This is a genomic window from Megasphaera vaginalis (ex Srinivasan et al. 2021) (assembly GCF_000478965.1).
Lineage (GTDB): Bacteria > Bacillota > Negativicutes > Veillonellales > Megasphaeraceae > Megasphaera > Megasphaera vaginalis.
In genome coordinates this window covers 62,907-88,196 of sequence record NZ_AWXA01000004.1, presented here as the reverse complement: position 1 = coordinate 88,196, position 25,290 = coordinate 62,907, and the positions used below count along the sequence as shown (strand labels likewise).

Annotated in this window: 24 protein-coding genes and 3 tRNA genes; 8 read left to right on the top strand and 19 right to left on the bottom strand. The window is 50.5% G+C overall.

Annotated elements, in window-relative coordinates:
- Positions 1-20 precede the first annotated feature (20 nt).
- The 3 genes from HMPREF1250_RS00700 to HMPREF1250_RS00690 all read right to left on the bottom strand — a co-directional run bounded on the left by HMPREF1250_RS00700 (position 21) and on the right by HMPREF1250_RS00690 (position 1,859).
- Positions 21-611 (bottom strand): hypothetical protein, encoded by a 591-nt coding sequence (locus HMPREF1250_RS00700; protein WP_155914473.1) that lies wholly within the window; start codon positions 609-611, stop codon positions 21-23.
- 161 nt (positions 612-772) lie between these two features.
- Positions 773-1,420, bottom strand: a complete 648-nt coding sequence (locus HMPREF1250_RS00695) for a zinc-ribbon domain-containing protein (protein ID WP_023052633.1) — start codon at positions 1,418-1,420, stop codon at positions 773-775.
- A gap of 172 nt (positions 1,421-1,592) precedes the next feature.
- The gene (locus tag HMPREF1250_RS00690) at positions 1,593-1,859 is read right to left on the bottom strand and encodes a hypothetical protein (RefSeq protein ID WP_036242140.1); all 267 of its coding nucleotides are present in this window, start codon (positions 1,857-1,859) and stop codon (positions 1,593-1,595) included.
- Between the two features lie 51 nt (positions 1,860-1,910).
- On the opposite strand from HMPREF1250_RS00690, the gene HMPREF1250_RS00685 reads away from it, so the two are divergent.
- From HMPREF1250_RS00685 to HMPREF1250_RS11480, 4 genes are all read left to right on the top strand, one after another.
- Positions 1,911-2,402 (top strand): MarR family winged helix-turn-helix transcriptional regulator, encoded by a 492-nt coding sequence (locus HMPREF1250_RS00685; protein ID WP_023052612.1) that lies wholly within the window; start codon positions 1,911-1,913, stop codon positions 2,400-2,402.
- Positions 2,389-3,123: an ABC transporter ATP-binding protein gene (locus HMPREF1250_RS00680; protein WP_023052602.1), complete on the top strand. Its 735-nt coding sequence runs from the start codon at positions 2,389-2,391 to the stop codon at positions 3,121-3,123. The genes HMPREF1250_RS00685 and HMPREF1250_RS00680 overlap by 14 nt, the downstream gene beginning before the upstream one ends.
- Positions 3,113-4,621 (top strand): ABC transporter permease/substrate-binding protein, encoded by a 1,509-nt coding sequence (locus HMPREF1250_RS00675; protein WP_023052665.1) that lies wholly within the window; start codon positions 3,113-3,115, stop codon positions 4,619-4,621. Before HMPREF1250_RS00680 ends, HMPREF1250_RS00675 begins: the two co-directional genes overlap by 11 nt.
- A gap of 87 nt (positions 4,622-4,708) precedes the next feature.
- On the top strand, positions 4,709-4,945 hold the full coding sequence (locus HMPREF1250_RS11480; RefSeq protein ID WP_023052675.1) for an alcohol dehydrogenase catalytic domain-containing protein: 237 nt from the start codon (positions 4,709-4,711) through the stop codon (positions 4,943-4,945).
- A 641-nt stretch (positions 4,946-5,586) separates the two neighbouring features.
- Here the strand turns inward: HMPREF1250_RS11480 and HMPREF1250_RS00670 are convergent.
- The 7 genes from HMPREF1250_RS00670 to HMPREF1250_RS00640 all read right to left on the bottom strand — a co-directional run bounded on the left by HMPREF1250_RS00670 (position 5,587) and on the right by HMPREF1250_RS00640 (position 10,372).
- Positions 5,587-6,777 (bottom strand): ABC transporter permease, encoded by a 1,191-nt coding sequence (locus tag HMPREF1250_RS00670; RefSeq protein ID WP_023052680.1) that lies wholly within the window; start codon positions 6,775-6,777, stop codon positions 5,587-5,589.
- Complete coding sequence (locus HMPREF1250_RS00665; protein ID WP_023052652.1) at positions 6,774-7,937, bottom strand: ABC transporter permease; 1,164 nt, start codon at positions 7,935-7,937, stop codon at positions 6,774-6,776. The genes HMPREF1250_RS00670 and HMPREF1250_RS00665 overlap by 4 nt, the downstream gene beginning before the upstream one ends.
- Positions 7,934-8,977, bottom strand: coding sequence for an HlyD family secretion protein (locus HMPREF1250_RS00660; protein WP_023052614.1), 1,044 nt, complete (start codon positions 8,975-8,977; stop codon positions 7,934-7,936). Before HMPREF1250_RS00660 ends, HMPREF1250_RS00665 begins: the two co-directional genes overlap by 4 nt.
- A gap of 30 nt (positions 8,978-9,007) precedes the next feature.
- Complete coding sequence (locus HMPREF1250_RS00655; RefSeq protein WP_023052691.1) at positions 9,008-9,679, bottom strand: TetR/AcrR family transcriptional regulator; 672 nt, start codon at positions 9,677-9,679, stop codon at positions 9,008-9,010.
- Between the two features lie 437 nt (positions 9,680-10,116).
- A tRNA-Leu gene (locus HMPREF1250_RS00650) sits at positions 10,117-10,202 on the bottom strand.
- 12 nt (positions 10,203-10,214) lie between these two features.
- Positions 10,215-10,290, bottom strand: a tRNA-Phe gene (locus tag HMPREF1250_RS00645).
- A gap of 5 nt (positions 10,291-10,295) precedes the next feature.
- A tRNA-Asp gene (locus HMPREF1250_RS00640) sits at positions 10,296-10,372 on the bottom strand.
- A 228-nt stretch (positions 10,373-10,600) separates the two neighbouring features.
- Here HMPREF1250_RS00640 and HMPREF1250_RS00635 point away from each other — a divergent pair.
- The 3 genes from HMPREF1250_RS00635 to HMPREF1250_RS00625 all read left to right on the top strand — a co-directional run bounded on the left by HMPREF1250_RS00635 (position 10,601) and on the right by HMPREF1250_RS00625 (position 13,851).
- Positions 10,601-12,442, top strand: a complete 1,842-nt coding sequence (locus HMPREF1250_RS00635) for a phosphoethanolamine transferase (protein WP_036242185.1) — start codon at positions 10,601-10,603, stop codon at positions 12,440-12,442.
- 158 nt (positions 12,443-12,600) lie between these two features.
- Complete coding sequence (locus HMPREF1250_RS00630; protein ID WP_023052655.1) at positions 12,601-13,476, top strand: aromatic ring-opening dioxygenase catalytic subunit LigB; 876 nt, start codon at positions 12,601-12,603, stop codon at positions 13,474-13,476.
- A gap of 48 nt (positions 13,477-13,524) precedes the next feature.
- Positions 13,525-13,851: a cupin domain-containing protein gene (locus HMPREF1250_RS00625; protein WP_023052629.1), complete on the top strand. Its 327-nt coding sequence runs from the start codon at positions 13,525-13,527 to the stop codon at positions 13,849-13,851.
- Between the two features lie 499 nt (positions 13,852-14,350).
- Here the strand turns inward: HMPREF1250_RS00625 and trpA are convergent, their stop codons facing one another.
- The 9 genes from trpA to HMPREF1250_RS00580 form a co-directional block, all read right to left on the bottom strand.
- Entirely contained in the window at positions 14,351-15,127 is a 777-nt protein-coding gene (gene trpA / locus HMPREF1250_RS00620; RefSeq protein ID WP_023052585.1) for a tryptophan synthase subunit alpha, read from the bottom strand.
- The gene (gene trpB, locus HMPREF1250_RS00615) at positions 15,120-16,304 is read right to left on the bottom strand and encodes a tryptophan synthase subunit beta (protein WP_023052651.1); all 1,185 of its coding nucleotides are present in this window, start codon (positions 16,302-16,304) and stop codon (positions 15,120-15,122) included. The genes trpA and trpB overlap by 8 nt, the downstream gene beginning before the upstream one ends.
- Positions 16,304-16,915, bottom strand: a complete 612-nt coding sequence (locus HMPREF1250_RS00610) for a phosphoribosylanthranilate isomerase (RefSeq protein ID WP_023052692.1) — start codon at positions 16,913-16,915, stop codon at positions 16,304-16,306. Before HMPREF1250_RS00610 ends, trpB begins: the two co-directional genes overlap by 1 nt.
- Positions 16,912-17,700: an indole-3-glycerol phosphate synthase TrpC gene (trpC, locus tag HMPREF1250_RS00605; RefSeq protein ID WP_023052584.1), complete on the bottom strand. Its 789-nt coding sequence runs from the start codon at positions 17,698-17,700 to the stop codon at positions 16,912-16,914. Before trpC ends, HMPREF1250_RS00610 begins: the two co-directional genes overlap by 4 nt.
- 12 nt (positions 17,701-17,712) lie before the next feature.
- Positions 17,713-18,723: an anthranilate phosphoribosyltransferase gene (gene trpD / locus HMPREF1250_RS00600; protein WP_023052656.1), complete on the bottom strand. Its 1,011-nt coding sequence runs from the start codon at positions 18,721-18,723 to the stop codon at positions 17,713-17,715.
- Positions 18,724-18,763: 40 nt separating this feature from the next.
- The gene (locus HMPREF1250_RS00595; RefSeq protein WP_023052594.1) at positions 18,764-19,333 is read right to left on the bottom strand and encodes an anthranilate synthase component II; all 570 of its coding nucleotides are present in this window, start codon (positions 19,331-19,333) and stop codon (positions 18,764-18,766) included.
- Complete coding sequence (gene trpE, locus HMPREF1250_RS00590) at positions 19,330-20,799, bottom strand: anthranilate synthase component I (RefSeq protein ID WP_023052681.1); 1,470 nt, start codon at positions 20,797-20,799, stop codon at positions 19,330-19,332. The genes HMPREF1250_RS00595 and trpE overlap by 4 nt, the downstream gene beginning before the upstream one ends.
- 432 nt (positions 20,800-21,231) lie before the next feature.
- Positions 21,232-22,404: a pyridoxal phosphate-dependent aminotransferase gene (locus HMPREF1250_RS00585; RefSeq protein ID WP_036242182.1), complete on the bottom strand. Its 1,173-nt coding sequence runs from the start codon at positions 22,402-22,404 to the stop codon at positions 21,232-21,234.
- A gap of 566 nt (positions 22,405-22,970) precedes the next feature.
- Positions 22,971-23,981, bottom strand: coding sequence for an MBL fold metallo-hydrolase (locus HMPREF1250_RS00580; protein WP_023052662.1), 1,011 nt, complete (start codon positions 23,979-23,981; stop codon positions 22,971-22,973).
- Between the two features lie 118 nt (positions 23,982-24,099).
- On the opposite strand from HMPREF1250_RS00580, the gene HMPREF1250_RS00575 reads away from it, so the two are divergent.
- Positions 24,100-25,206: a M48 family metallopeptidase gene (locus HMPREF1250_RS00575; RefSeq protein ID WP_023052672.1), complete on the top strand. Its 1,107-nt coding sequence runs from the start codon at positions 24,100-24,102 to the stop codon at positions 25,204-25,206.
- Positions 25,207-25,290 lie beyond the last annotated feature (84 nt).

Here is a 25,290-nt window from a genome sequence, read left to right as displayed (position 1 = left end):
CCTCTACTGACTTCATGGCGTTATAAATTATATTTCGTTTTAAAGGCATTCAATTTTGCATAGTAATCGCCATAATATTGATCGCCAGTGGCAAACTTACTGCTGTCACCATTCAATCCCTGATACATCATATTGGCTCGAACGCGCTGGATCTCTATCAGGGCTTTGACTTCGCTTTTGGCCGTATTATCGTTACCGGCCATAATGGTATCAAGTTCATCAACAGGCGCCAATAATTCTTTATAGAAACTGCTTCGCTTCATATTGAAATACGCGCTGTCATAGGTTCCGGAGTTCAGTTTATCGGCCATATCTTTGAGCATTTCTTCATTATGCTGCAAACGCCCCAATGCATTGCTGAGTCCGGCACGAACTTTAGCATGCTGTTCCTGCATCTTCTTTTCAGCTGCCGCTTTTTCGGCGGCTTTTCTATCGTCTTCCGCCTTCTGCGCAGCCCGTGCTTCTGCTTCCGCTTCCGCCTGTGCCGCTGCGACCTTTTGGTTCTGATAATACGTATAACCGCCGGCACAACAGCCTAATACGGCGGCAACAGCAACGGCAATGACCAGCAAATTTTTCTTATTTCGTTCAAAAAATGACGATCTTGCCACAAACGCTACCGGCTGTTCGCACGACAGTTTCTCCGGCTCAACTGTAGATTTTCCGTTGAGAGCCATCCCGCATTCAGGACAAAATTGGACATGATCGGCAATTTTTTTTGCCGCATTTGGGGCAAAACCTTGTCATAATGCGCCTCCGCTTCTATTTAAGGTCAATTAATTTTTTCGCACTGTATCTGTACGGAAATATCCGTAGGCCTGTCTTGCTTTACGATACCGACACATATTCCCTGCGCCGTCACAAAATCGCCGATCTTGACTTTATTCGCTTCAGCGGCTTTATCGGCAGGAATATCGACGAGAAGGGTATACGATTTTCCGCCGACAGTCTTCGTATAAAGCGCTAAGGCAAAATTGCTCGAATTATGGAATTGATTCTTAGCAATCAGTTTGCCTGTAATTTTTATCTTCTTATTTTTATATTTTTGTTCGGCCGTTCCCTGGTCGCGGATATAGTCTTCAATAACGGTCTGCGATTTCACGACTTCCACACTTGATGAACCGCTGTTATCTCTACTGAGAAGAAAACCCGCTGCCGCCAAAATAATGATAACAACGCCAACAATAATACCGATCACTTTCCCCTTACTCATCCCTTGGGCAGCTCCCATCTGTCCCGCCACGGCAGCGGCGGCGCTTTTTATTTTCGTACCGCATTCAGTACAAAATACCGCATCTTCATCCACTACCTTGCCGCACTTCGGGCATTTGTGTACAACCGGCTGAGAAGCGCCGCATTCTGTACAGAACTTCGTTTCATCTGGTAATTGAGCCCCGCATTTAACACATGCTTTCAACATAATACACCCTCCATGATTATTTAATGATGATACTAACCAGACCTCGTCATATATTTATGATTATTATATCATTTTTATATATATGTTACATTACAAATGCATTGCAAAGCCCTCTTTGCAGACCCTTTTTCAACTATTATTTTTTACTGCTGACATAAACGGTTCGTTCCATTTAAACTTTACGCTCTGACAAATACACCTGTTCGCCGCTATAGTTAAAGAACGCAGACGTTTCATACAGCCCCTTCCTTTCGCTTCTCCATTGTCGGCGAACGACGTCGCTGTCTGCGCGCAGTATATCATTTTCTTCTGCGTACTGCCCGTATTGACGGAAACCACATTTGTTTTCTGTCTCAGCAAAAGATACCTCTCCCGCCAATAAACGCCGCGTATCCGTAAGAAGCATGTCCCCAACCAAAACTTGATTCTTTTCAGTCATTCCTTTATACTCAATTAGTCAAATATTTTTACTTTTTTTGAGGAAAGCTAAATGAATACACAACAGCCTACAGATTCTTTACTTTCCAGACAGCGCCTTTACGCCCGCCTGCGAGATCATCAATTTTCCCTGTACGAAGACTATGCCCGCAAGCACGGCCTGCAAAGCAAGTCGCTCTTGATCCTCTTATGGATCTATCGCCATCGGCAGGGCATTTCCCAGGAAACGATCGTCAAACATACGTATTCGACGAAGCAAGTCGTCAACGCGACGATCAAGATGTTTCTGAAAAAAGACTATGTCCGCATCACCGTAAGCCTTGCGGACAAGCGAAAAAAAATCATTACCTTGACGCCAAAAGGACATCACTTCGCCGCTTCCGTTATCGACCCGATGGATGAGGCGGAAAGCAAGGCCTTGACGCGGCTCGCGCCGGCGAAGCAAGCGGCGCTGCTCCGACTGACGCAAGACTTCACCTTTTTATTAACGGATGAGTTGACGGCGCTACAGCGCGAAAGAAAGGACTGCCATGATCGAATTTAGAGACGTTTCCAAGACATACGGAAACACAACCGTTCTCTCCTTACCGAGCTTGACGATTAACGACGGCGATTTCTTCGTTCTCGTCGGCCCCAGCGGCAGCGGCAAGACGACGACGCTGAAACTGATCAATCGTCTGCTTGATCCGAGTCGCGGCGAAATCACCATTGACGGAAAAAAAGTCAGCGACTATCCGCTCCGCGAACTGCGACTCCATATGGGGTACGTTTTACAGCAAATCGCCCTTTTTCCCAATCTTACGGTAGAGGAAAATATCGGTCTTGTCCCAACCATGAAGGGGTGGACAAAAGCCGAGCGGCTTGCACAAACAACGGACTGGTTAGAAAAAGCGGGATTATCTCCCGCCCTATACAGCCGCCGTTATCCCCGTGAACTTTCCGGCGGAGAGCAACAACGTGTCGGCATTATTCGCGCCCTCATCGGCAAACCGAAGATCGTCTTGATGGACGAGCCTTTCAGCGCCTTAGACCCGCTTTCACGCCGCCAACTGCAGAACCTGGTCAAAGCGCTGCACCGCGAGCTGGGTCTGACGATTGTCTTCGTCACCCATGATCTGGCAGAAGCCGCGTACTTAGGCAATCATCTGGCCATTATGGAATCCGGAAAAATCGTCCAGATCGGAACGCCTGACGAACTCCGCAATAACCCGAAAAACACCTTCGTTTCCCGTTTTTTCCATCCTGGAGGTTCCGATGCTGAATAACCTGCTGATTACCTTCACAGCACGGCAGAACACCTGGCTGCCGGCATTAGGGCAGCATATACAACTTTCTCTCAGCGCACTGCTGCTCGCCACTATCATCGCCGTCCCGCTGGGAATCGTGCTCTCCGGTCAAAAACGGCCGGCAGAAGCAGTCTTGCAGCTTTCCGGTATTATGCAAACGATTCCGTCATTGGCGCTCTTAGGCCTCATGATCCCCTTTTTCGGTATCGGCGCCGTTCCCGCACTAATCGCCCTCATCGTCTATGCACTCTTTCCGATCCTGCAAGGCACGCTGACAGGTTTGCAGGAAATCCCGCCGGAACTGCATGAAGCCGCTGAAGCCTTGGGCCTGAACAGGCGTGAAAAATTGAAAACTTATGAACTGGCGCTGGCCATGCCTGTAATCACCGCCGGCATTCGTACGGCAGCCGTCATGATCATCGGCACCGCCACGCTGGCAGCATTGATCGGCGCCGGCGGTCTCGGCACCTTCATCCTTCTGGGAATCGACCGCAGCAACGACGCGCTCATTCTCATCGGCGCCGTCACGTCAGCTCTGTTGGCGGTTCTCTTCAGCTACGCGATTCACACGTTGGAACGGCGTTCGCTCCGAACGGTTCTGCTGACGTTGGGAATCGTTTCCCTGGGACTCGTTATTTCCTTCGTTCCCTTGATTCCGAAGCATGACAAGATCGTCATTGCCGGCAAGCTTGGCCCCGAACCGGAAATCCTGATCAATATGTACGGTGAACTGATTCGGAAAAACACGGATCTGGAAGTGGAGTTGAAGCCGAACTTCGGCAAGACAACCTTTCTTTATGAAGCGCTGAAAGTGGGAACCATTGATATTTACCCCGAATTTACAGGCACGGTGACAGCCAGTCTCCTGAAAACGCCGCCATCGGTAACGAACGACGCGCGACTGGTCTACGAGGCGGCCCGCGACGGCATCAAGGCGCAGGATAATTTAGCCTATCTCGAGCCGGCAGCGTATGAAAACACCTACGCCATTGCCGTCCCCCGCATCTATGCGGCCGCCAATCAACTGCAAACGATTTCCGATCTTGCTGCCGTAGAAAAAACGGCACAGGCCGGCTTCACCCTGGAATTTAACGACCGAGATGACGGCAATCGCGGCCTTGTCTCTCTGTATGGACTCAACCTGCGCGTCAATACGATGGAACCGGCTCTCCGTTATCAGGCAATAGCGCAAGGAACCATCCAGATCACCGACGCCTACTCAACGGACAGTGAACTGAAACAATACGATTTGGTCGTATTGGCTGACGACAAACATCTCTTTCCACCTTATCAGGGGGCCCCGCTCATGCGCCAGGAGACACTTGACAACCATCCTGAACTGCAGGCCGCGCTGGAAAAACTAGCAGGGCGTATGACAGCGGAAGAGATGCGCGCCATGAACTACGACGTGCGAGTCAACGGCCGCAGCGCCCACGACGTCGCTGTCGAATATCTGAAACGTCACCACTTGATCTGACCCCATGACCAAACGAGAAAGGAAAAACACGATGTCATTGATGAAAGCAGCCGTCCTCTATCAGGCAGGCGGACCGGAACAACCGAAATGGGAACCTGTTCCCATTCTGCCGTCCGCTCCAACGGATCTTTAGTCCAAGTCAAAGTCTTCGGCGTTAATCACTCGGAGATCTTCACGCGCCAAGGACTGTCCCCGTCGGTAACCTTGCCGCGCATTTTGGGCATCGAATGCGTCGGCATCATCGCCGCCTGTACTGCCCCGTCGGCACTAAAGTCACGTTCACCGGAAAAACTAGCCCTTCCGGAAAGTCTCGATTACGATTAAAGGATCAGCGATCAAAACGACCGCGTGCCGTTGCCGTCGACTACAGATTAGAAACTCGTTGTCCCCAAGACGATCAGAGATTCCTTTGCTCATTTGCGGCCGGACGGCATTCTCTGGAAAGTCGGCTTATTAGGCGGCTAGCAGTATGTAGAAGACTTCGACTCAATCAGGAATGCTCCCGATCAAACGTACCGCTTCCTCCCACTCCGGCAACGAAATTCCTGCAGAACTTATTCGACTACACCAACCCCTATCACGTTACATAAGGCCAGAACGAATCTCTTCCCTTACCCACAGCCAAGATACCTCCGCTACATAGAATATAAAAACGGTTTCGGTAAAACCATCCTCGTCCTTTGAGTTCAAAAGCAAACAATGAGGAACACTGCCGCGTTATCGTCACAGTTCGTATTCGTAAAACACATCTCTCGATAAGTGTCTTAGACGGTATCATGGCTCGGATTAACGCCATAATATAAGAGCGCTGTAGTTATATTGTTCCGAAAATGTAATTGCACAACATCCCCTTTAAAGCCATTATCTGTTCTCCTATCCTCATGCTTATCCTCAGTATCCCCATCTCAGTCGATAAAAAAGCAAGCACCACGTCAGCTGACGACCGGTGCTTGCCCGTAAATTATCTATATTTTTTTCATCACTCCGTGCAAACGCCAGCCGGCCAGAAGACAACAACCGAGACCAATGGCGACGAGAACGAGGATATTGAGCGGCAAGTGAGCCGCATACCCTGCCGTAAAGAGCTGCCGCATGGCATTGGAAAGCCAAGCAATAGGGAAAAAGTACGAAACCGTCTGCAGTACTTGTCCCATCGATTCCTGGGGCCATGTATAGCCCGACATGATGAAAGCCGGTACGGGATACAAGACGGCGAGACGAATAAACTGCAATTCGTTTTGGCACAATAGAGAAATAAACAGACTGAAGCCGATAAAGGCGAAGGCAAAGGCGCCGGCCAAGCCGTAGACTTGATAGAGAGGTGCCTTCAGTGGCAACTGCCAACCGAAGTGGGCCGCCAAGAGAATGACGCTGAAAGCAAGGAGCGCCATGACCCAATAGGTGATCAATTTAGCGGCAAAGAGAAGATGGCCACGACGGCGATCGGTCAGCGCTACGTCGCCCTCCGAAGAAGCTACGCGCTCTTCCCATTCGCGCAGTTCATAATGGACCGATGAACCGAGGGTAAAGAAGATCCCCTGCTGGAAGGCCGCCATAGCTAACCCAATGAGGAAGAAGAGCATGTACCCCTGCGTCGGGTTATTGAGCACACGCGTTTCATATGTAACGGGATTGATTCGTTTCGCCAGGCGGCTTTCATCCATTCCCAAGCGCAGTGCCCCTTGTTGCGCGGCGATCTTGTTGGAAAAATCAGCCGTAATATTCTGCGCCGCACTGCTCGTAATATTCGTCAAAATGATATTCGACCCATTGACGACGAAGAGCGGCGTCGACGTATCCCCCGTTTTTACTTTTTTAGAGAAATCGGCTGGAATATAGACGGCAGCGTAGGCCGTTTTGTTCTGAAGAGCAACATCCATTTCTTCTTCCGAATTTACATTACCAACAATCGTAAAAGCATCGCTCGAGTCGTAAGCCCGCACGAGGGAGCGGCTGAACGACGTTTGATCCTGATCGTAAATGATGAGAGGAATGTTCTTGACGATATTCGGCGTATACAGAATACCGAAGAGGACGAGGTACGCAATGGCGGCGCCAAAAAGGAACAGGACACGCATCGGTGAATCGACAAAAAATTGATGGATTTCTCTTTTAATAAGCTGCCCCAATTCGGGCAGACATGGAGTTAGATTCATGAGACACTTTCTTTCTGCTCAGCATCGAATGCTCGCATCCGCCGTTTCTGGAAAATCAGCGTCGCCAAAACGAGGCAGACAATACCGATACCGATCATATAGGCACAGTTGCTCCAGAGCATCGGACTCATTCCGTTCAGGGACAAATCGCGCAGCGTATCACCAACATAGGCCATTGGCATGGTCAGCGACAAGACGTGAGCCACGGTATTCATGTCGAAACTTGGCCAAGACAGACCGCTGTATAAAAGGCCCGGCATGATATAGACCATCGGCAGCTGCATGGAACTGCCGCGGTTGGAAGCACAAGCCGAAAAGAGCATGAGCACGGAAATGAGGAAGGTCAGGAAGGAGGCAATCAAGACGCCTACTTCCAGCCAATTGCCCCGCATCGGCACATGAAAGCCATACACGGCAACGAGGAAAGAAATAAAGAAGGAAACCATACCTAAGGCCCAAATGGGCAGCCAGTTTGCCAGTACGATGCAGACGGCTTTCGTCTGTCGGTTGTAACGGCGTCGCAGGATCTCACCGATCAATATCGGTCCGACAATGCCCATCATGCTGACTTGCATTCCGTTGAGGAGCAGGCCGGAGAGCATGAACTGCGTATAGCCATTAGTCGGGTTATTCAAAATGCGAATGCCGAAGTGGACAGGATATACCATATTCAGCGCGACGTCAGGCACGACGTTCAAGCCTTCGACCAGCTTCTGACCGACAGCCACGGTATAACTCCGGTTGATTTCCTGAGCCGAAGCCAAGGCGGCATTACTGAACATATTATTTACCGAGTTTACCGTTACCAATACGTTGCTCTGTTTACCGCTGCGGATATCTTTCGAAAAACCTTTGGGAATCTCCAGCGTCACTAACGCGTCATATTGGTGAATTGCTTCTTCCAGCTGTCCTTCGCTGACGATCTGATCGACGACAGTGAAGCGTTCGGAATCGCTGTACATCTGTATCAACTTCCGACTGGCATTACTCTGATCCCGATCATAAATGGCCAAGGGGATGTGATTGACGGAATTTTCCATGTACACGAACCCGAAGAGGACCGTAAAGCCCAAAGGCACTAAGAGGATGAGCAGCGCCAACGGATAGCGGCCGCGCCATAAATCATGCCAAGCATCGCAAAGTATGCTTTTTATCTTCATAATGAACCTTCATCTACCTTAAAGCGCATGCCCGGACGAAGCACTTCCGAATTGACTTGAACCTTGACATTGAAACTGATTACGTCCGTATCGTCGCCTCGTTCACTCGTAGCACGCTGCGTCGCAAATTCTGCTTTCTTGCTGATATTGACAATTTCGCCTTCGACAGTCGTTGTACCGTCACGACCGACTAAAGTTACGTTTTGGTTCAGCTTGATCTTCGCCAACGCCGTTTCCGGAACTTTGAAATCGACCCAGTTGTCCGTCGGATCCTGTACGGCTACAATCGGTGTTCCCTGCGAGATCATCGACCCTTCTTCGATGTATTTCGTCGTAATGATACCGTCATAAGGCGCTCTGATTTCCGTTTCGCTCAAGGCAACATTGATTTGATCCAGTTTCGCCTGAGCCGAGACGATCTTTTGGGCGACAGCCGCTTCGTTGGCCTTGTTGACATCGGTCTGCTGCAAGGCTGCCGTCGCTTTTCCGGCACCGGCTACGGCTTGGTTGTACGTTTCCTGCGCGACTTTATACTTCGTCGAAATCGCATCGAAGCTCTGCGCCGAAACGGCGCCTTCATCAACGAGTTGTGCATAGCGATCGTAATCGGCCTTAGCGTTGTCTAAATTGGCCTGCGCCTGGCTGACCTGCGTATTGGCAGCCGTCACATCGGACCCTGTCGTCCCTTCCTGCATGGACGTTACCGATTGGGCCTGCGTTAACTGGGCCTGCAAGGCCATGATTTCCGCTTCGATCTGACTTTTTTGCGTCATCAAATCCCGCTGATCAATAACGGCCATCAACTGACCAGCCTTGACTTGGTCGCCTTCTTTAACCAAAAGCCGGACAACACGACCGGGCACCTTGGCGTTGACGTCGATTTCTTTGGCATCGGCGCGCCCCCACGTATCAAACTTGACGGTATCTGATGAACCGCAGCCGGCCAACAAGCCTACCAAGAACAGACTCGACAAGGCCGCCGCCATGATCTTCCGCCAGCCAAAGGGCGATTTTCCCGTATTTTTCTTCGTAGTATACATTTCGAACTTCCTCCAACTCGATGATTTCGTTTACCTGACGGTAACGCGCGTAATGAGATCTTGCGTAACGTCGTGAATTTGCTGATGCAGCGCCTCAATGCGGGCGGTGATCACTGCGATCTCCGCCTCTTTGACGCCATACACGGGCAGCACCATGCGCAAAAAGAGGCCATAACTCAGCTTCGTCTGTACTTTCCGCGTAAAATAATACGACGTAATATAGCTTCGCATCATACCGTGAATCAATAAGGTGCGCGCAAAGTAATCTTCATAGGCTAATGACGGCAGCAATTCCGCAAATAACTGCTGTGATAAATGGGAAATGCTGTCGATTCGGTGCTCAAAAGCTTCTAACATCGCATCCCCTTCGAAAAATGAATCGCGTACGTTCTTATTCGACTTGATCGCTTCAATTTCAATCAAAAAAATAATGGCAATCTGAATCACAGCCGATTCTCTACCGAAGCGCTCTTTGACCAAGCGTGACGATTGATCGAGCATTTCCTGCATTAACGATTGGAAAATATCGGCTTTATTCTTAAAAAAATGATAAATGCTACCGATCATAATCCCTGAATCGTCAACGATCTGACGAATCGTCGTCTTTGCATAACCTTGCTCGATGAAGAGGCGTTTGGCACTCATCAAGACCTTGCGGCGAACTTCTTCATCGTGCTTTTCCTTAGCCGGTAATCTCGCCATACGAACAACTGGTAATCATAAAAATTATCAGTGTGCCTCCTTTCTACAAACTCAGCTATTCACACTAATACGATGATATATCAATTTAAACATGTTCAAATTAGTCTGTCAATTGATTTACGCCCTTTAGTATGCCTTTTTTACTCATTAAAGCCATTTATGAATTCCCTTCTCCTATTTTCTGACCATTCGTACTACATATAGTATGCTGCTACTGCAGAAAATTTCATGCACCCGCCGAAAGCCTACGCGTCTGCATAAAAGGGAGGGCGCAGCTTGCCTTAGCCGTCTCATCCCTTTTCCTTTCCAATCTTCGTTTTATACATCTATTATTGCCAACTGAAATCCATTACAGATAGTACACCTTATCGTTCGCGGCGCTGCCAAAGCAAACAAAAAAAGCACCTATCAACGATAGCTGCTTCAATTTCACTATGTGGTGCGGTCGATGGGACTTGAACCCATACGAACTTTCGTTCACTACCCCCTCAAAGTAGCGCGTCTGCCATTCCGCCACGACCGCATATGGAATTGTTGGTGCTCAGGGACGGAATCGAACCGCCGACACGGGGATTTTCAGTCCCCTGCTCTACCGACTGAGCTACCTGAGCAAATATGGCGACCCCGATCAGATTTGAACTGACGATCTTCGCCGTGACAGGGCGACATGTTAAACCGCTACACCACGGGGCCGTTTCATACTCTCCTAAGGCGACTCAATCGCCTCAAACAAGAGGAATTATACCATGTTGGCCATTTTTTGGCAATAGGTAATTTCCCGAAAGACCCTGTAATATTTTTCCATACCTGTACTATATTTATCTAAATCAGTTGATGTATAATAGGAAATGTATATATCATGTTATGTAAAATAACGGTAAAGAAAGGGTATATTTCATGCCAAATTTCGGTCTCAGCGATATGCTCCGTTACATTCTGTCGCTCTTCAAACAGGCGCCTGGAGAAGGTAAGCGAAGGGGACATCGCATCGTGTATTTTCTCTTGACCTTCGTGGTCATTTATGTCCTCTGCTTCCAATGGCAGCTGCTCGTCTCGCTCGGCCTCGGCGCCGATAATCTGTCCGCCATGGCCTACGGCCTGATTCCGTCAGTCGGTTCCGTCGTACTGTCATTGGCGTTGTACCACCGCTGTCTCTCACCGTCAGCCATATTGCCGACAGCGTTCGTCGCCTTATCTTGGATCATCGTCGGTCCCCTGCTCAGTTACACTTCGCTGGTAAACGGAAATACGATTTACCTGAATAATATTTACGACATTTACGTCGGTCTCTACGGCTTTGCGCTGTTGTTTTTGATAAACATGCTTGTCAACCAGTATTTGCCCCGCAAAATCGGGGCCGCTTTGATGACGGGCCTTCAACTTGCCGCCGCCTCCATCAATCTGCTGCAACTCATTTATTATTATCTGTACAGTTCGTCGATCACGACTTCCGGAGCGCTGATCATCTTCCAAACGGGACCTGCCGAAACGTTGGAATATCTTCATTCTCTCGGTGCTGCCATGATCTGCCTGGTAGTCTTTTTCCTGATCGTCTTGTTAGGAATCTTCTATGCCCTCAACTACAACCAGCCTCATTTACCGAAGACGAAGGCGTATCGCCTCGTCTTGCCGCTATTTTCTCTGCTCATCACCGTTCCTTGTCTTACTGCGCTGGGCGAAGAAATTTTTCCGCAGGCCTTTCCCGTACGCACCTTCATCGATACGCACGATTATTTGAAAAGCGCTTTGCTGTACGCCGAAAACCACGATGAAAAATTCGCCGCGCTGCAAGCCGTTCAGCTGAATCCGGCGCCGTATCCGAATACGGTCATCGTAATTATCGGCGAATCGGAAACACGGACACTGATGAATGCGTACGATTCGACGCATGTCCCGAATACGCCGTGGCTGACGGCGGCAAAAGAAGATCCCCATTTCACATTGTTTACCAACGCCTACGCCTGCGTCTGGTACACGGTTCCCGTTTTGGAACATGCTTTGACGGAATCCAATTTCTATAATGATCTCCAGTTTAACCAGTCTATTTCCATTATCGATATGGCAAAAAAAGCCGGATACAAAACCTACTGGTTCAGCAATCAAGGCTCTGTAGGTGTCGCCGATACGCCGATTTCGCTCATTGCCAATACGGCCGACGTCGCCGAATGGGTCGATCGCGATCTGAAAGAATCCACGTTGGACGGAGCCCTCTTGAAATTTCTGGATCGCGTCAATCCGAATGAGAAGAATTTTATCGTTCTCCATATCATGGGCAGTCATATCGAATACCGCAACCGCTATCCTGCCGAATTCCAGCGGTTTAACGACGGCAAGATCAATCAGGAAGCCGACTTCGATAATACCATCCTGTACACGGATTGGTTCCTGTCGCAGGTCTTCACATATGCCGAGACGAATCTGAATCTTGATGCCATGATCTACTTCTCCGATCACGGCTCCGATCCCGACATAGCCCGCCAGCCTGACGGAGCTAGCTTTAAGGTACTGCGCATCCCCATGTTCTGCTACCTCTCCGACGATTATATGCGGCGGAACGGAGACGTTGCGGCGACGATCAAGTCTCACGCCAATTGTTATTTCACCAACGATCTGGAATATGAATTTATCTGCGGCGTCCTCAATATGCAGTCGCCCAATTATGATCCCACGTTCAGTCTCGCTTCGCCGCTCTGGCATATGGAACGAAAAGATCTCGTTACCCGCTTCGGCAGAACGAGCTTGCTTGAAGATACGGAGTATTGAGACCGCGCCGGATAAAACAACCGGCCAGAAGCAGGGCAACAATTTCTTGCAGGGCAAAGCAAGGGCCGCCGCGACGAAGGAAATGCGATTGTCCGATAGCTTTTTGCTCCAACTGTATTATAATAAAGATGAAGAGTCGGTGAAATGAGGTGAGCAACATGGAACAGTCTTGCATTGCAGCGGCCTTCATGGCAGCGGCGCCGGCGGTACTGCCCGACGAGAAGCGCCGTTTTAACAAAACCAAAGCCGCAATGGCGAAAACCGCTGCATTTCTGACCGATCAGAAGCCAGATACGCTGATTCTGATCGGCCGTCACGGCAATCTGTATCCGCAGGCGGCGACGGTCATAACGGCGCCGTTCATTTCCGGCTGCCTGTCTTGTGCCGGCACGGCCGAAGCAACGGTAAAGACGACGACAGATACGCTTCTGGCCGAAACGGTTGCAGCACAATCGGAAGCGCTGCCGCTGAATAATCACTGGAGCAGCGCCACCGGCATTCCGCTGCGCTTGGATACAGCCGCGCTGGTACCGCTCAGCTATCTGCAAGACGCGGGGTTCTCCGGTTCCGTGGTCATCGTCTCTCCACAGGCAAACGCCTTGCAGGCGGCCTTTGCGCTCGGCCACGATATCTGCACCGCGATTGCCGGTCTGAATCGCAAAACGGCAATCATCGTCGCTGCCGATCTGTCGCAGCGTATCAACAGCAGGGATGCGGCCAACCGTTTTGACCGCGCAGTCATGGAAAGCTTGAAAAGCCAACGCCTTGCACACCTGCTCGACTTGCCGCGAGAGCTTTGCGCCGCTGCCGGCTCCTATGCGCTGACAGAGCTTTATGCCCTCTTCGGCGCCTTGGACGCGTTAAAAATGAAAACGGTTTTACATTCTTACGAAGCAGGCGCCTGCCTCTCTTTCGGTATCGCCTGTTATGAACGGGAAAACGAAAAAAATCCGGCGACAGACCATATTCTGCCCGAATTGCACCGAGAAGACCTTTGTGAGCGCCCGTCTTATTATGTCGATAATGGCAGATAACAAGCAGCCGCTTGTCATCCAATATATTTTTCCAAAGGGGGATCTGCAATGGAAACGATCAGAGTAGACCATGCATCAGGCGGTAAAGGGTATATTTTAAAAAAGCCGCTCCTCAATGAGCAACAGCTCAACGGCAAATGTCGCTTATACGCCGAAGTCACCATCCCGCCGGACTGTTCCTTAGGGTATCATGAACATCACGGCGAAAGTGAAACGTACTATATTCTTTCCGGTACGGGAGAATATGACGATAACGGCACTAAGCGAACCGTTACGACAGGAGACGTGACCTTCACGCCCGATAATTTCGGACACGGCATTGTCAATATCGGTACGGATAATCTGGTTTTCATGGCGTTGATCATTGTAGACTGAGCGGATAAACCTCATCGTTTTACAGATGAGATTTATTTATTTTATATTATTCACAAATATTATAACTATTTTTAAAAATAATACGTGACAACATTATTTTTTAATGTTATGCTATAAGTAGGAAATACGAAAGAGGTGAGTCCAATGGGCACGGAGCAGGAAAATCATTACCAATGTACGATGATTCAAGTTCTTCCTTTGGATAACGACGACGCGGATACACGATTCTGTTCTAACCGCTGAAAGAAAAAAGGCGGCAGCTGATGGAGTTTGAACCGCAATGAACGTGTAATCACAAATACAGGCAGTCGGAAACAGCGGATGCGATGTCGTCGTGCCAACAGCAATTGCTGATTCGATAGATGAATGTACGGCAGCTTAAATCATGTACTATCCGATTTCAGAGAGGTTAAAGAAAACGAAACCAGCAACAGAAAACTTCCATATACGGAAAGACCCCCGGTAAGCATTTGTCTTTTGTTTACCGGGGGTCTTTCCGTTATGCCCGCAAAACGGCTTCTTTCATGGATCGAACGTACTCGTAAAGGTACGGGCCCGCCGCTTCTCCGTGTACAGCAATAATCCGGACGACAGCGCTGCCGACGATAACACCGTCAGCCAGCTTCGCCAGGGCTGTCGCCTGCTCTGGCGTATTGATGCCGAAACCAACGGCAGCCGGCACATCCGTTACATTGCGTATCGTTTTGATCATATCGTCGATACCCGTTTTTATATCACTGCGCATGCCCGTAACGCCAAGGGAGGAAACGACATACAGAAATCCGCTGCCGACAGAAGCAATCGTTTTGATTCGTTCACGGGAAGTCGGCGCGATCATGGAAATGATATCAATCCCATACGCCGCCGCGGCAGTTGCACATTCTCCCCGCTCTTCATAAGGCATATCGGGCACGATAACGCCGTCGACGCCGACGTCTGCGCACGCCGAAAAAAAGGACTCTGCACCATAGCGAAAAATCGGGTTGACGTATGTCAGAAAAACGAGCGGTATTTGTGATTTTTCCCGAACCATGCGAACCAGACGAAAGACTTGCCCCAAATCGGTGTGAACAGAAAGAGCGCGGATATTGGCCGCTTGGATAACAGGGCCTTCGGCAATGGGATCGGAAAAGGGAATGCCTATTTCCACCAAGTCGGCGCCGGCTCTCTCCATTTCCAGAATAAATTTACAACTTTTTTCAACGGAAGGATCTCCCGCTGTCAAGTACGGAATAAAGGCTTTCCCGCTTTTAAATGCGTTTCCGATCTTACTCATGCAAATCCCTCCCTTTATAGCGTGCAATAGCCGCAACATCTTTATCGCCGCGCCCGGAAACGCAAACGATCAGCACATCATCTTTTTTCAATTTCGGCGCCTCCTGCATGGCGCCGTAGACGGCATGAGCACTTTCGATGGCACAGATGATCCCTTCCGTTTTCGCTAAATATTCAAAAGCCGCAACAGCTTCATCATCCTTTACCGGTATGTATGACGCGCGTCCCGTTTCCTTAAGATACGCATGTTCCGGCCCGATACCCGGATAGTCAAGGCCGGCGGAAAGAGAATAAACTTCGTCAATCTGTCCCTCTTCATTCTGGCAAAAGAGAGATTTCATGCCGTGAAAGATCCCGACTGTTCCTTTTGCCATCGTCGCCGCATGTAATTTTGTGTCAATTCCTTTACCGGCTGCTTCACAACCGATAAGTCGCACATCTTGATCGGCGATAAAATGGTAAAACATCCCCATCGCATTACTGCCGCCGCCGACGCAGTCCATGACGACAGCCGGCAATTTTCCTTCCCGTTCCAGAATCTGCTGCCGCGCTTCCTCACTGATGACGGATTGAAAATCGCGGACCATCATCGGAAACGGATGGGGGCCCATCGTGGATCCGATGACGTAATGCGTATCGTCCACACGGCTGACCCACTCACGCATAGCTTCGTTGACAGCGTCTTTGAGCACTTTTGTTCCCGTCGTAACGGCGTGAACGGTGGCGCCGAGAAGTTCCATGCGGTACACGTTCAACGCCTGGCGGACCGTATCCTCTTCTCCCATGAAGATCTCACATTCCAACCCGAGAAAGGCCGCCGCCGTTGCCGTCGCGACCCCGTGCTGGCCGGCGCCGGTCTCGGCAATGACGCGGGTCTTTCCCATCTTCTTTGCCAACAGGCATTGGCCGAGGGCGTTGTTTATTTTATGCGCCCCCGTGTGGTTCAGATCCTCCCGTTTCAGATAAATCTTGGCGCCGCCCAGATCCTTCGTCATCTTTTCGGCGTAATACAGTAATGACGGCCTGTTCGCATAAGACGTAAACAAGTCCTTCAACTCCGACTGAAAGGTCGGATCGTTTTTATAATACGCGTATTCTCTTTCCAAGCGATGGATCTCGTTCATTAACGTTTCCGGTATATACTGGCCGCCAAAAGATCCGTATCTTCCTGTTTCCATTATAGTCCCTCCTGCCGCGCCGCCGCTCTGGCAAACGCCATAAATTGTTTCATTTTTGTTCTGCTTTTATGCCCGTCTCTTTCGATGCCGCTGCTCACATCGACAGCAAAGGGCCTGCGCCGAGCCGCCTCCCGCACGTTATGTAAAGAAATACCGCCAGCTAAGAAAAAAGGCCGTTCCAAAGACGGTAACAGCGACCAGTCAAAGGGTCGCCCCGTACCGCCGCTACCGCTGTCAAGCAGAATATAGTCTGCCGAACTGGCTTGTGCCCGCCGCAAATCCACAGGTGAGTTGACAGCGAACGCTTGTATTAGCGGCGCATCCGTTAAACGGCGCAAATTCTCGATGTACTTTTCATCTTCATGGCCGTGCAACTGTACCCATTGAATCGTTCCGTCCCGCACAAGAGCGGCGATCTCCGCTGCGGCGGCATCGGCGAAAACGCCGACAGCGGCAATGGATACATGCAGCTGTCGCCGCAGAATTCCCGCCAACTGCGGTGAAATACGCCGTTTCACGCCGGCAAAAACGAAGCCGGCAAAATCAGGCCGCGTTTCATTCGCCCAAGCAACATCACAAGGTCTTGTCAATCCGCACAGTTTGATCTTCATACCTCCTCCCTGCCTGCCAACATGGCCAGGTCACGTTTTTTGTCCCGACTGCGCATCAGCGTTTCTCCAATCAAGACGGCGTCGGCACCGGCAGCCTCCAGGCGTTGCACATCAGCCCGCGTCTTGATACCGCTTTCGGCGACAAAAAGCACGGACGGCGGCACGCGCTTACGCAATATCAGACTGGTGTCAAGGGATACGCTAAAATCCCTCAAATTCCGATTATTGACACCGATAATAGTTGCGCCGCAGGCTAATGCCCGATCAATTTCCGCTTCATCATGCGCTTCGACGAGAACAGACAGTCCCAACGCCGTTGCCAGCTCATGAAATGGCTGCAGTTCATCGTCACAAAGAACGGCGCAGATCAAGAGGATGGCAGACGCACCGCAGGCCTTGGCCTCATATATCTGATAGGCATCAACGATAACGTCTTTTCGCAATACCGGAATGGAAACGGCGGCGGCGATTTCCCGCAAATGCGTCGTCGAGCCTTGAAAGTACTCTCGCTCTGTAAGGACAGAAACGGCGGCAGCACCGGCCGCCTCATACGCCGCCGCAATAGAGCGATAGGGAAATTCTTCGGCAATAACGCCTTTTGAAGGCGAAGCCTTCTTTACTTCACAAATAAAGGACATGCCCGGCTGCGCTATGGCTTTCTGAAAGGGGAAGTCCCGTTGCGTGGGAAGCGACAAGGCCCTCGCTTTCATCACTTCCGCTGAAACAATCGCCCGATCGGCGGCAACATTACGTAAGGCCGCTGCCTTCAAATCATCCAAAATCATATTCGTACCTCCTCAAACGCAGTGGCTTAAGGTGATGAACCGTTGCAGCCGTTCCAATGCCGCGCCGCTGTCGATCAGTTCGCCGGCCAAACGGATTCCGTCGTCCAGCGTCGCCGCCTTGCCGCTGACATAAAGGCCGGCCCCGGCGTTCATTGCCACGGCCGTACGGCGCGTCCCCTTTTCTCCGCCCAGAACGGACAACGTAATTGTCGCATTTTCCGCCGGTGTACCGCCGATAATCTCCGCTTTCCGTCCCCGCTTCAATCCAAACCGTTCCGGTTCGATCGTATACGTCTGAAATGCATCGCCATTGAATTCGCAAACCTTCGTCACCGCCGAAGGCGAGATCTCATCCAGCCCGTCTGTCCCAAAAACCACCATACCCCGTTTGACATCCAAACCCCGCAAAGCGCGCGCCATCGGTTCCAGAAGCGCTTCCTCGTACACGCCCAGGACCTGGTAAGCGGAACGTGCGGGATTGGTCAACGGTCCAAGCAAATTAAACACCGTCGGCGTATGCAGTTCCCTGCGTACAGGCGCGACATACTTCATTGCCCAATGATACGTTTGCGCGAAAAGAAAACAAAAGCCGACTTCTTTAAGCAGCGTCAGACAAGCGGCCGGAGCGAGTGATATTCGCGCGCCCAACGCTTCCAACACATCGGCAGCGCCGCTCTTTGAGGTAGCTGCCCGATTGCCGTGTTTAGCCACATAGCAGCCGCCGGCGGCGCAAACGAAGGCCGATGTCGAGGAAATGTTGAAGGACTGCGCATGATCGCCGCCGGTCCCGACAATTTCCAACAACGGCAGCGGCGTTTTTACCGGCGTCGCATGATTGCGCATAGATCGGGCGCAGGCCATGATTTCTTCCGCCGTGGCTCCCTTCGCCTGCAGGGCGGTCAAAAACGCCGCCGTTTCCACAGCCATCGCCTTGCCTTCCATGATCTCGTCGATAACGGCGCCGGCTTCAGATATACTCAAATTTTCATGATTGATCAATCGTACCGTACTTTCCCCTATCATCCTATGTTCCCCCTTATTATGTATATGTAACAATAAAAAATTATGCCTGGTTCAAAAAATTCCGTATCAGCAACGGTCCCTGCGGCGTCAATATGGATTCGGGGTGGAACTGCACTCCGTAAACAGGCGCTTTTTTATGACCGACAGCCATGATCTCTCCTGCCGCCGTCTCCGCTAAAATTTCCAACTCCGGCGGCAGCGTCATCCGTTCGGCCTGCAACGAATGATATCGGCCGACATCCATTTCCGGCCCGAGTCCATGGAATAACGGTTCTTCGCGCAAGATCCTGGCCACAGACTGTTTGCCGTGCATCAAGGTTCCTGCATAAGTCACGGTGCCGCCGAACGCTTCGCAAATAGCCTGATGTCCCAGACAAATGCCGAGAATCGGCACCTTTCCGCAGAAGTGGCGAACCACCTCTTCACAGATACCCGCCGCGGCAGGCCGTCCCGGACCTGGCGAAAGGACGATGTAATCCGGTTTTCGCGCCGCCAACGCGGCGACGGACTCGGCGTCATTGCGGATAACGGCGATGTCCTCGTCGAATTGTCCCAAAAGCTGATAAACGTTGTATGAAAAGCTGTCGTAATTATCAATGAGCACGATCATCTGTCGATCCCTCCGTTCGCCGTTTCCAATGCCGTCACGATGGCCTGCGCCTTATGCACGCATTCCTGATATTCCGCTTCCGGCCGACTGTCAGCCACGATACCGGCGCCGGCGCGAACATAAACGATGTCATCCTTTTTATAAGCCAACCGAATGGCAATAGCCATATCCATATTTCCCGTAAAGTCGATATATCCGACGGCGCCACCGTAAATTCCGCGCTTGCAGTCTTCCAACTCGTCAATAATCTGGCAAGCCCTGATCTTCGGAGCGCCCGACAAGGTTCCTGCCGGCAGAACGGCGCCGATCGCGTCGATTGCCGTCTTGCCGTCGCCTATCTCGCCGGTGACAGTAGAGCCGAGATGCATGACATGAGAAAAACGGAGAATATCAAGATACGTTTCGACGTGAACGGTGCCGAACTTACTGATACGTCCCAGATCATTGCGCCCCAGATCGACCAACATGTTATGTTCGGCCAATTCCTTCGGATCGCGCACAAGTTCTGCCGCCAACGCTTCGTCTTCACGCGACGTCCGGCCGCGGCGACGCGTGCCTGCCAGCGGAAATGTGGACAGCGCGCCGTCTGTCAGACGAATCAGCGTTTCCGGTGAGGATCCGGCTATTTCTACCGTCTCGCTGCACAGGTAAAACAGATACGGCGACGGATTCAACGTTCGCAAAACGCGATAGGCATCAAAAAGACTGCCTTTCGCTCTCGCCTTCACCCGGTTGGAAAGAACAACTTGGAAAATCTCCCCTTCTTTGATATAGTGTTTTCCTCTTCGTACCATTGCACAGTATTCGTCTTTTGTAAAAAGAGGCTGAAACGATGTCTGCAGCCGTAACGGCGCAGGATATACGCTTCTGCCGCACCGCAGCGCACGCGCCATATCTGCCAATTCCCTCAACGCCTGCGAGTAATTTTTTTCAGCCTCGTCGAGACGAACATTGACAATCAAGACGATCTGTTGTCGCCAATGATCAAAAGCAACGACCTTATCAAACAGCATCAGCTCGAAATCGGCGAACCCGCCTTCATCCTCACCATGCAACTGCAACGACCTTTCACTGCAAGCGACATAATCATAGGAAAAGTAGCCCGTAAAGCCGCCTGTAAAGGGCGGAAGATTCGCCAATCGCGGCGCTCGGTAATGTTGTAAAACCGTCTGCAACACCGCCACAGGGTCCTCTCTCATCTCCGTACCGCCACCTGCGTCCTTTATCTGTATGACGCCGTCTTTACAACGCATCTCCATTGACGGCGCAACGCCAATGAACGTATACCGCCCCCAACGCGTAGCATCCTCCATGCTTTCCAGCAGGCAACAGCGTTTACTTTCCCCTCTCAATCTGCATAACGCCTCTACCGGCGTGCAGGTATCGGCATACAAGGTCGCCGCAACCGGCACAATATCGTACGACTTACGATATTGAAGAATCTCATTCAACGACATCGTTTCCATTTTTGCTTCCCCCATTAACAAAANAAAAAAAATCCGTCCATGACAAATACCTTGTCAAGGACGGATACAGTTCCGCGGTGCCACCTTGTTTTAGGATATGACTCCTACGCTCGACGGAATACCAACATATTCCCGGCAACTGACGTATGCCCTCACGTCGCAGAATACTCGGCCCCGGCCTTTCCCTGCGCCCTCAGCGGTCCATTTGACGAGCTGCGTTCTACCGGATCTCACCATTCCGGTTCTCTGTAAGTGCACGACTTCGCCGTTACTTCCGCGTCTTAGGTTTTGTAACCAATATGTGTTGTTGAACTAGATAATACGCTTCACCATTTCATTTGTCAACAACTTTTTATTTATACGGAAATATTTAGTTAAAATAGCGAACAGGTGCGCCTTAGTATAAAGGCACACCTGTTTTTCCGTTTAGGCTTATTTTTTATTCCTTTGGACAAACCGTTCCATCCGATTCAACGCTTCTTTAATCGTTTCCATCGAAGCGGCATAGGAAATACGGATAAATCCTTCGCCACTGGCGCCGAAGGCCGATCCCGGCACGACAGCCACCTTTTCTTCCTTGACAAGACGTTCACAAAATTCCGCCGAAGTCATGCCTGTACTGCGGATATCGGGGAAAATATAGAAAGCGCCTTTCGGTTCAAAGACGTTCAGGCCTATCTTTTTCAAGCCTTCATAGATAACCTTACGACGGCTGTCATATTCCTGACGCATGGCTTGAACTTCTTCGTCACAATCCCGCAACGCCGTAATCCCGCCTTGCTGCGCCTGCGTATTGGCACACATGATGGCATATTGATGCAGCTTCGTAATAGCCGCCAATCCTTCCCGCGGCGCGCAGACATAACCGAGGCGCATGCCGGTCATGGCCCATGCCTTGGAGAAGCCGTTGAAAACGATCGTCCGTTCCCGCATGCCCGGTAATTTGGCGAAGGAGGTGAACTTCGTATCGCCGTATACCAATTCACAGTAAATTTCATCGCTCAGAACAACGAGATCGTGTTCTTCTACAAACTTGGCAATCGGCATCAGTTCTTCCGCCGTCATTACCGTACCGGTCGGGTTGTTCGGATAGCCGATAACCAGTGCTTTCGTCTTCGGCGTAACGACTTTTTCCAGATTTTCCACGGTCAGCTTGAAGTCGTCTTCCGGATAGGTCGGCACGAACACGGCTTTGCCGTGAGCCATTTCAACGGCTGCCGGATAGGCAACATAAGCCGGGTCCGGAATAATGACTTCATCTCCGGGCTCAACCAGGGAAATCAGCGCCATAGTCAGCGCTTCCGATACGCCGACGGTAACGAGGATTTCATCTTGCGGATCGTAAGTCACACCGTAATGAGCGGCAAAGTAATCGGCAATAGCCTGCCGCAGTTCCAGCATGCCTGCATTAGCCGTATAACTCGTATCCTTGGCATCCAAGCTGGCCTTCATGGCATTCAAAACCTTGTCAGGCGCAGCAAAATCAGGCTCCCCGATACTTAACGACAAAACGCCTTTCACCTGCGCGGCAATATCAAAGAATTTACGAATTCCCGACGGTTTCATATCCTGTACATTTTTTGCTACTTTCTGATCCCACTTCATCATTCACGCACCACCTTTCTATAAGTTAATTGACACCAAAACACGCGTTACCCCGTCTATAACACTATCCACTTCCCTTCTTATGCGCCGGCTGGCGGCACAAGTGATATTAGCCATATCACTTTACGACGAGAATTTTATATACAGAATACATTCTGCGCTTTACTACTTTTTCATCATACTCCATTTTATATGCCCTGTAAATTATATTCATATCATAAATGCGTTTTTATCATTTTATTCTTATTTATCATGCTATTCATTTCTAAGCTGCACAGCACTTCCTTCTTCGTAGGCAAATCGCAACAGCTCCGTTTATACGCGTCAAAACAACGCCGGCAACAGGTTACACTGCCGAAGTCCGTGCTGTCTCCTAAAAAGACGCGTGACTCGATTGTATCGCCAGACACACCCCGGCAGAACCACCAACTGGCGACAAAACTGCACGGCAATTATGGCGAAAAAAAGCAGAGCGGTAATGTATAGTAACGTTACCGTTCTGCACGTCATGGCTATGCCTCGCGAACTGACAGTCGCGCCGTTTCACACGCTGCCATCTTCCCTTATCAAGCCTCATCTCGCGGCGACCGATCAGCAATTAACGCATACTGTTTGACTCCGCTCTCCACCGTGTACGAAATACGTTGACGGCTGCACAGGTATTCCAGATGCGCCAACGTTTCACCTAAAGCGAACCACTTCTGTGTCGGCGGAAAAGCAGGCCATTGTTTCCCGCGCATGGACCAAGTCATATGCGGCGCTATGGCAAATGCGGAAAGACGACCGTATCGTCGCAAAATCCCCTCCACTTCCAACAGCCGCCGCCGATGGTGGTCGTGAAGCTCGGCAATCCGCTCGACAATGGAGATCCGTCCCTTGCGGTGACCGGGCAGTACAAGGCGAACCGGAAGATTCCGCACCTTATCAAGGCTGTGCAGATATTGCGCCAGCGAATCCTTCATGTTGGACCAGACCTGAATATTCGGCGTAATATCAAAAAGGATGTGATCGCTCGTAAAAAAGATTTTCTCCTGCGGCAAATACAGACAGCAGAGCCCTTTCGTATGGCCCGGCGTATGAATGACTTGCACTTCCGTTCCGGCCAGTTGCAGGCGGTCGCCGTCTTCGACAAAATGAGCCGTGAAATTCGGATCAGGCGAATAAAGCCGGGCATGATTGGAAAATTGCAATTTAATATCCGCCTCCGGCATGCCTTCACGCATGAAATTTTCTTCTGTAAAGCGCCACGTAGAGCCGTCTTTTGAATCCTGCAAATACGTGTAATCGACGGCGTGCATATAGATAGTGCTGCCGGCAGCCGCAAAATCACCGACCAAACCGGTATGATCGGCATGAAGGTGCGTCAAAAACAGATCCGACCGGCGCAGATCGATATCCAATTCGGCCAAGGCGCCGAAAAGATCGCGCCGGCATTCGGATCTGTTGAATCCCGTATCAACGATCAAGTTTCGCGTTTCACCTTTAATGACATAGGCGTTCAGATACCGCAGCGGATTGTCCGGCAGATTCACTTCAATCTGATAGATATGGGGATGAAAAAAAAGTCGTTTAATCATGGAATGCTCCTCGCCTATAGAAATACTCTCTGTTTTGTCATTATACCACACGCCTTTATGTTATAATATGATTAGCAGTTCACTTATCGTATCTATTTGCCAAGGAGGCATGATATTCATGAAAACACCGGGAAAGAAAGTGAAAACGTCCCTTTTGGCCTGTCTTATTGCCGTCAGCTGCGGCGCCGCCGTTGTCCCGTCGGCAACAGCCGAAGCCTTCAGCCTCGGAAATCTCGGTACTATCGGCACCTTGATTAATGCCGGCGCCGAATATATTTATCTCGACCAACAGTTACGTTATCTGGATAATGAAGGACGCGACGATTTTATGAAGCAGATCAAAAAAAAATACGGCGTCAGCACCGATGAGCGCGCCAATGCCATGCTGACCCGGATCGTGACCAATCTCTCCGCTTCCATTGCCCAGACGGATCCGTCAATTACGAAAAAGCCGTACAACTATTTTGTCAACGAGGACAAGGACTTCAACGCGTTCTGTACCATAGGCCACAACTTAAGCGTCAATATCGGACTCTTCGAGCCGTTGAATTATAATGAAAATGAAATTGCCTTCATCGTCGCCCACGAAATGGGACACGGTCAAAAAGGACACCCCATCAGCGGTATCAAAAAAACGATGCCGATTTCTCTCATCGCTTCCATTGCCGGCGCCAACGGCGGCGCTGCCGAAGTCGGATCAGCCATCCTCTCCCAAATCGGTACGGCCAAACTCATCACAAAGCCGATGGAAATAGAGGCTGACGCACTCGCCTTCACCTACGCCGTCAACGCCGGTTATAATATCGGCGGCGGCGCCGCCGTATGGCAGCGCGTCCTCGATCACGCCGACGGCAAGACGAAGAGCAGCGGGGTAATGGAACTGTTTAACGACCATCCGACAAATATCAACCGCCTGAAGACCTACAGCGAAGACATTACGAAATGGAGCAACGGCGTTGTCAAGGTTAACGGAGACAGCGGTATGATTTCGCTGCACGACAAGGATTGGTACAAACCGGAAACGATTGATTCCATGTCGGGAAAAGAACGGGCGTATTTAATCGCCGGCAATTTGTCCGCCGTGTACCACAATGATAAAACAACGACAGAAAAAGCCTACAGAGGCGAAGACAATATCCTTTACGTCGGCAAACAGCCGATCATGGATCTGGCGCCGGAAAAGGCCCCCGAAGAAGTTACGGCATCTTTACAGAAACTGCTATAAACAACGGTACCATAAAACCTGATTCATTTCGTATGAATCGGGTTTTATGGTACAATAGGAAAGGGAAAGGAGGAATGTGTAACG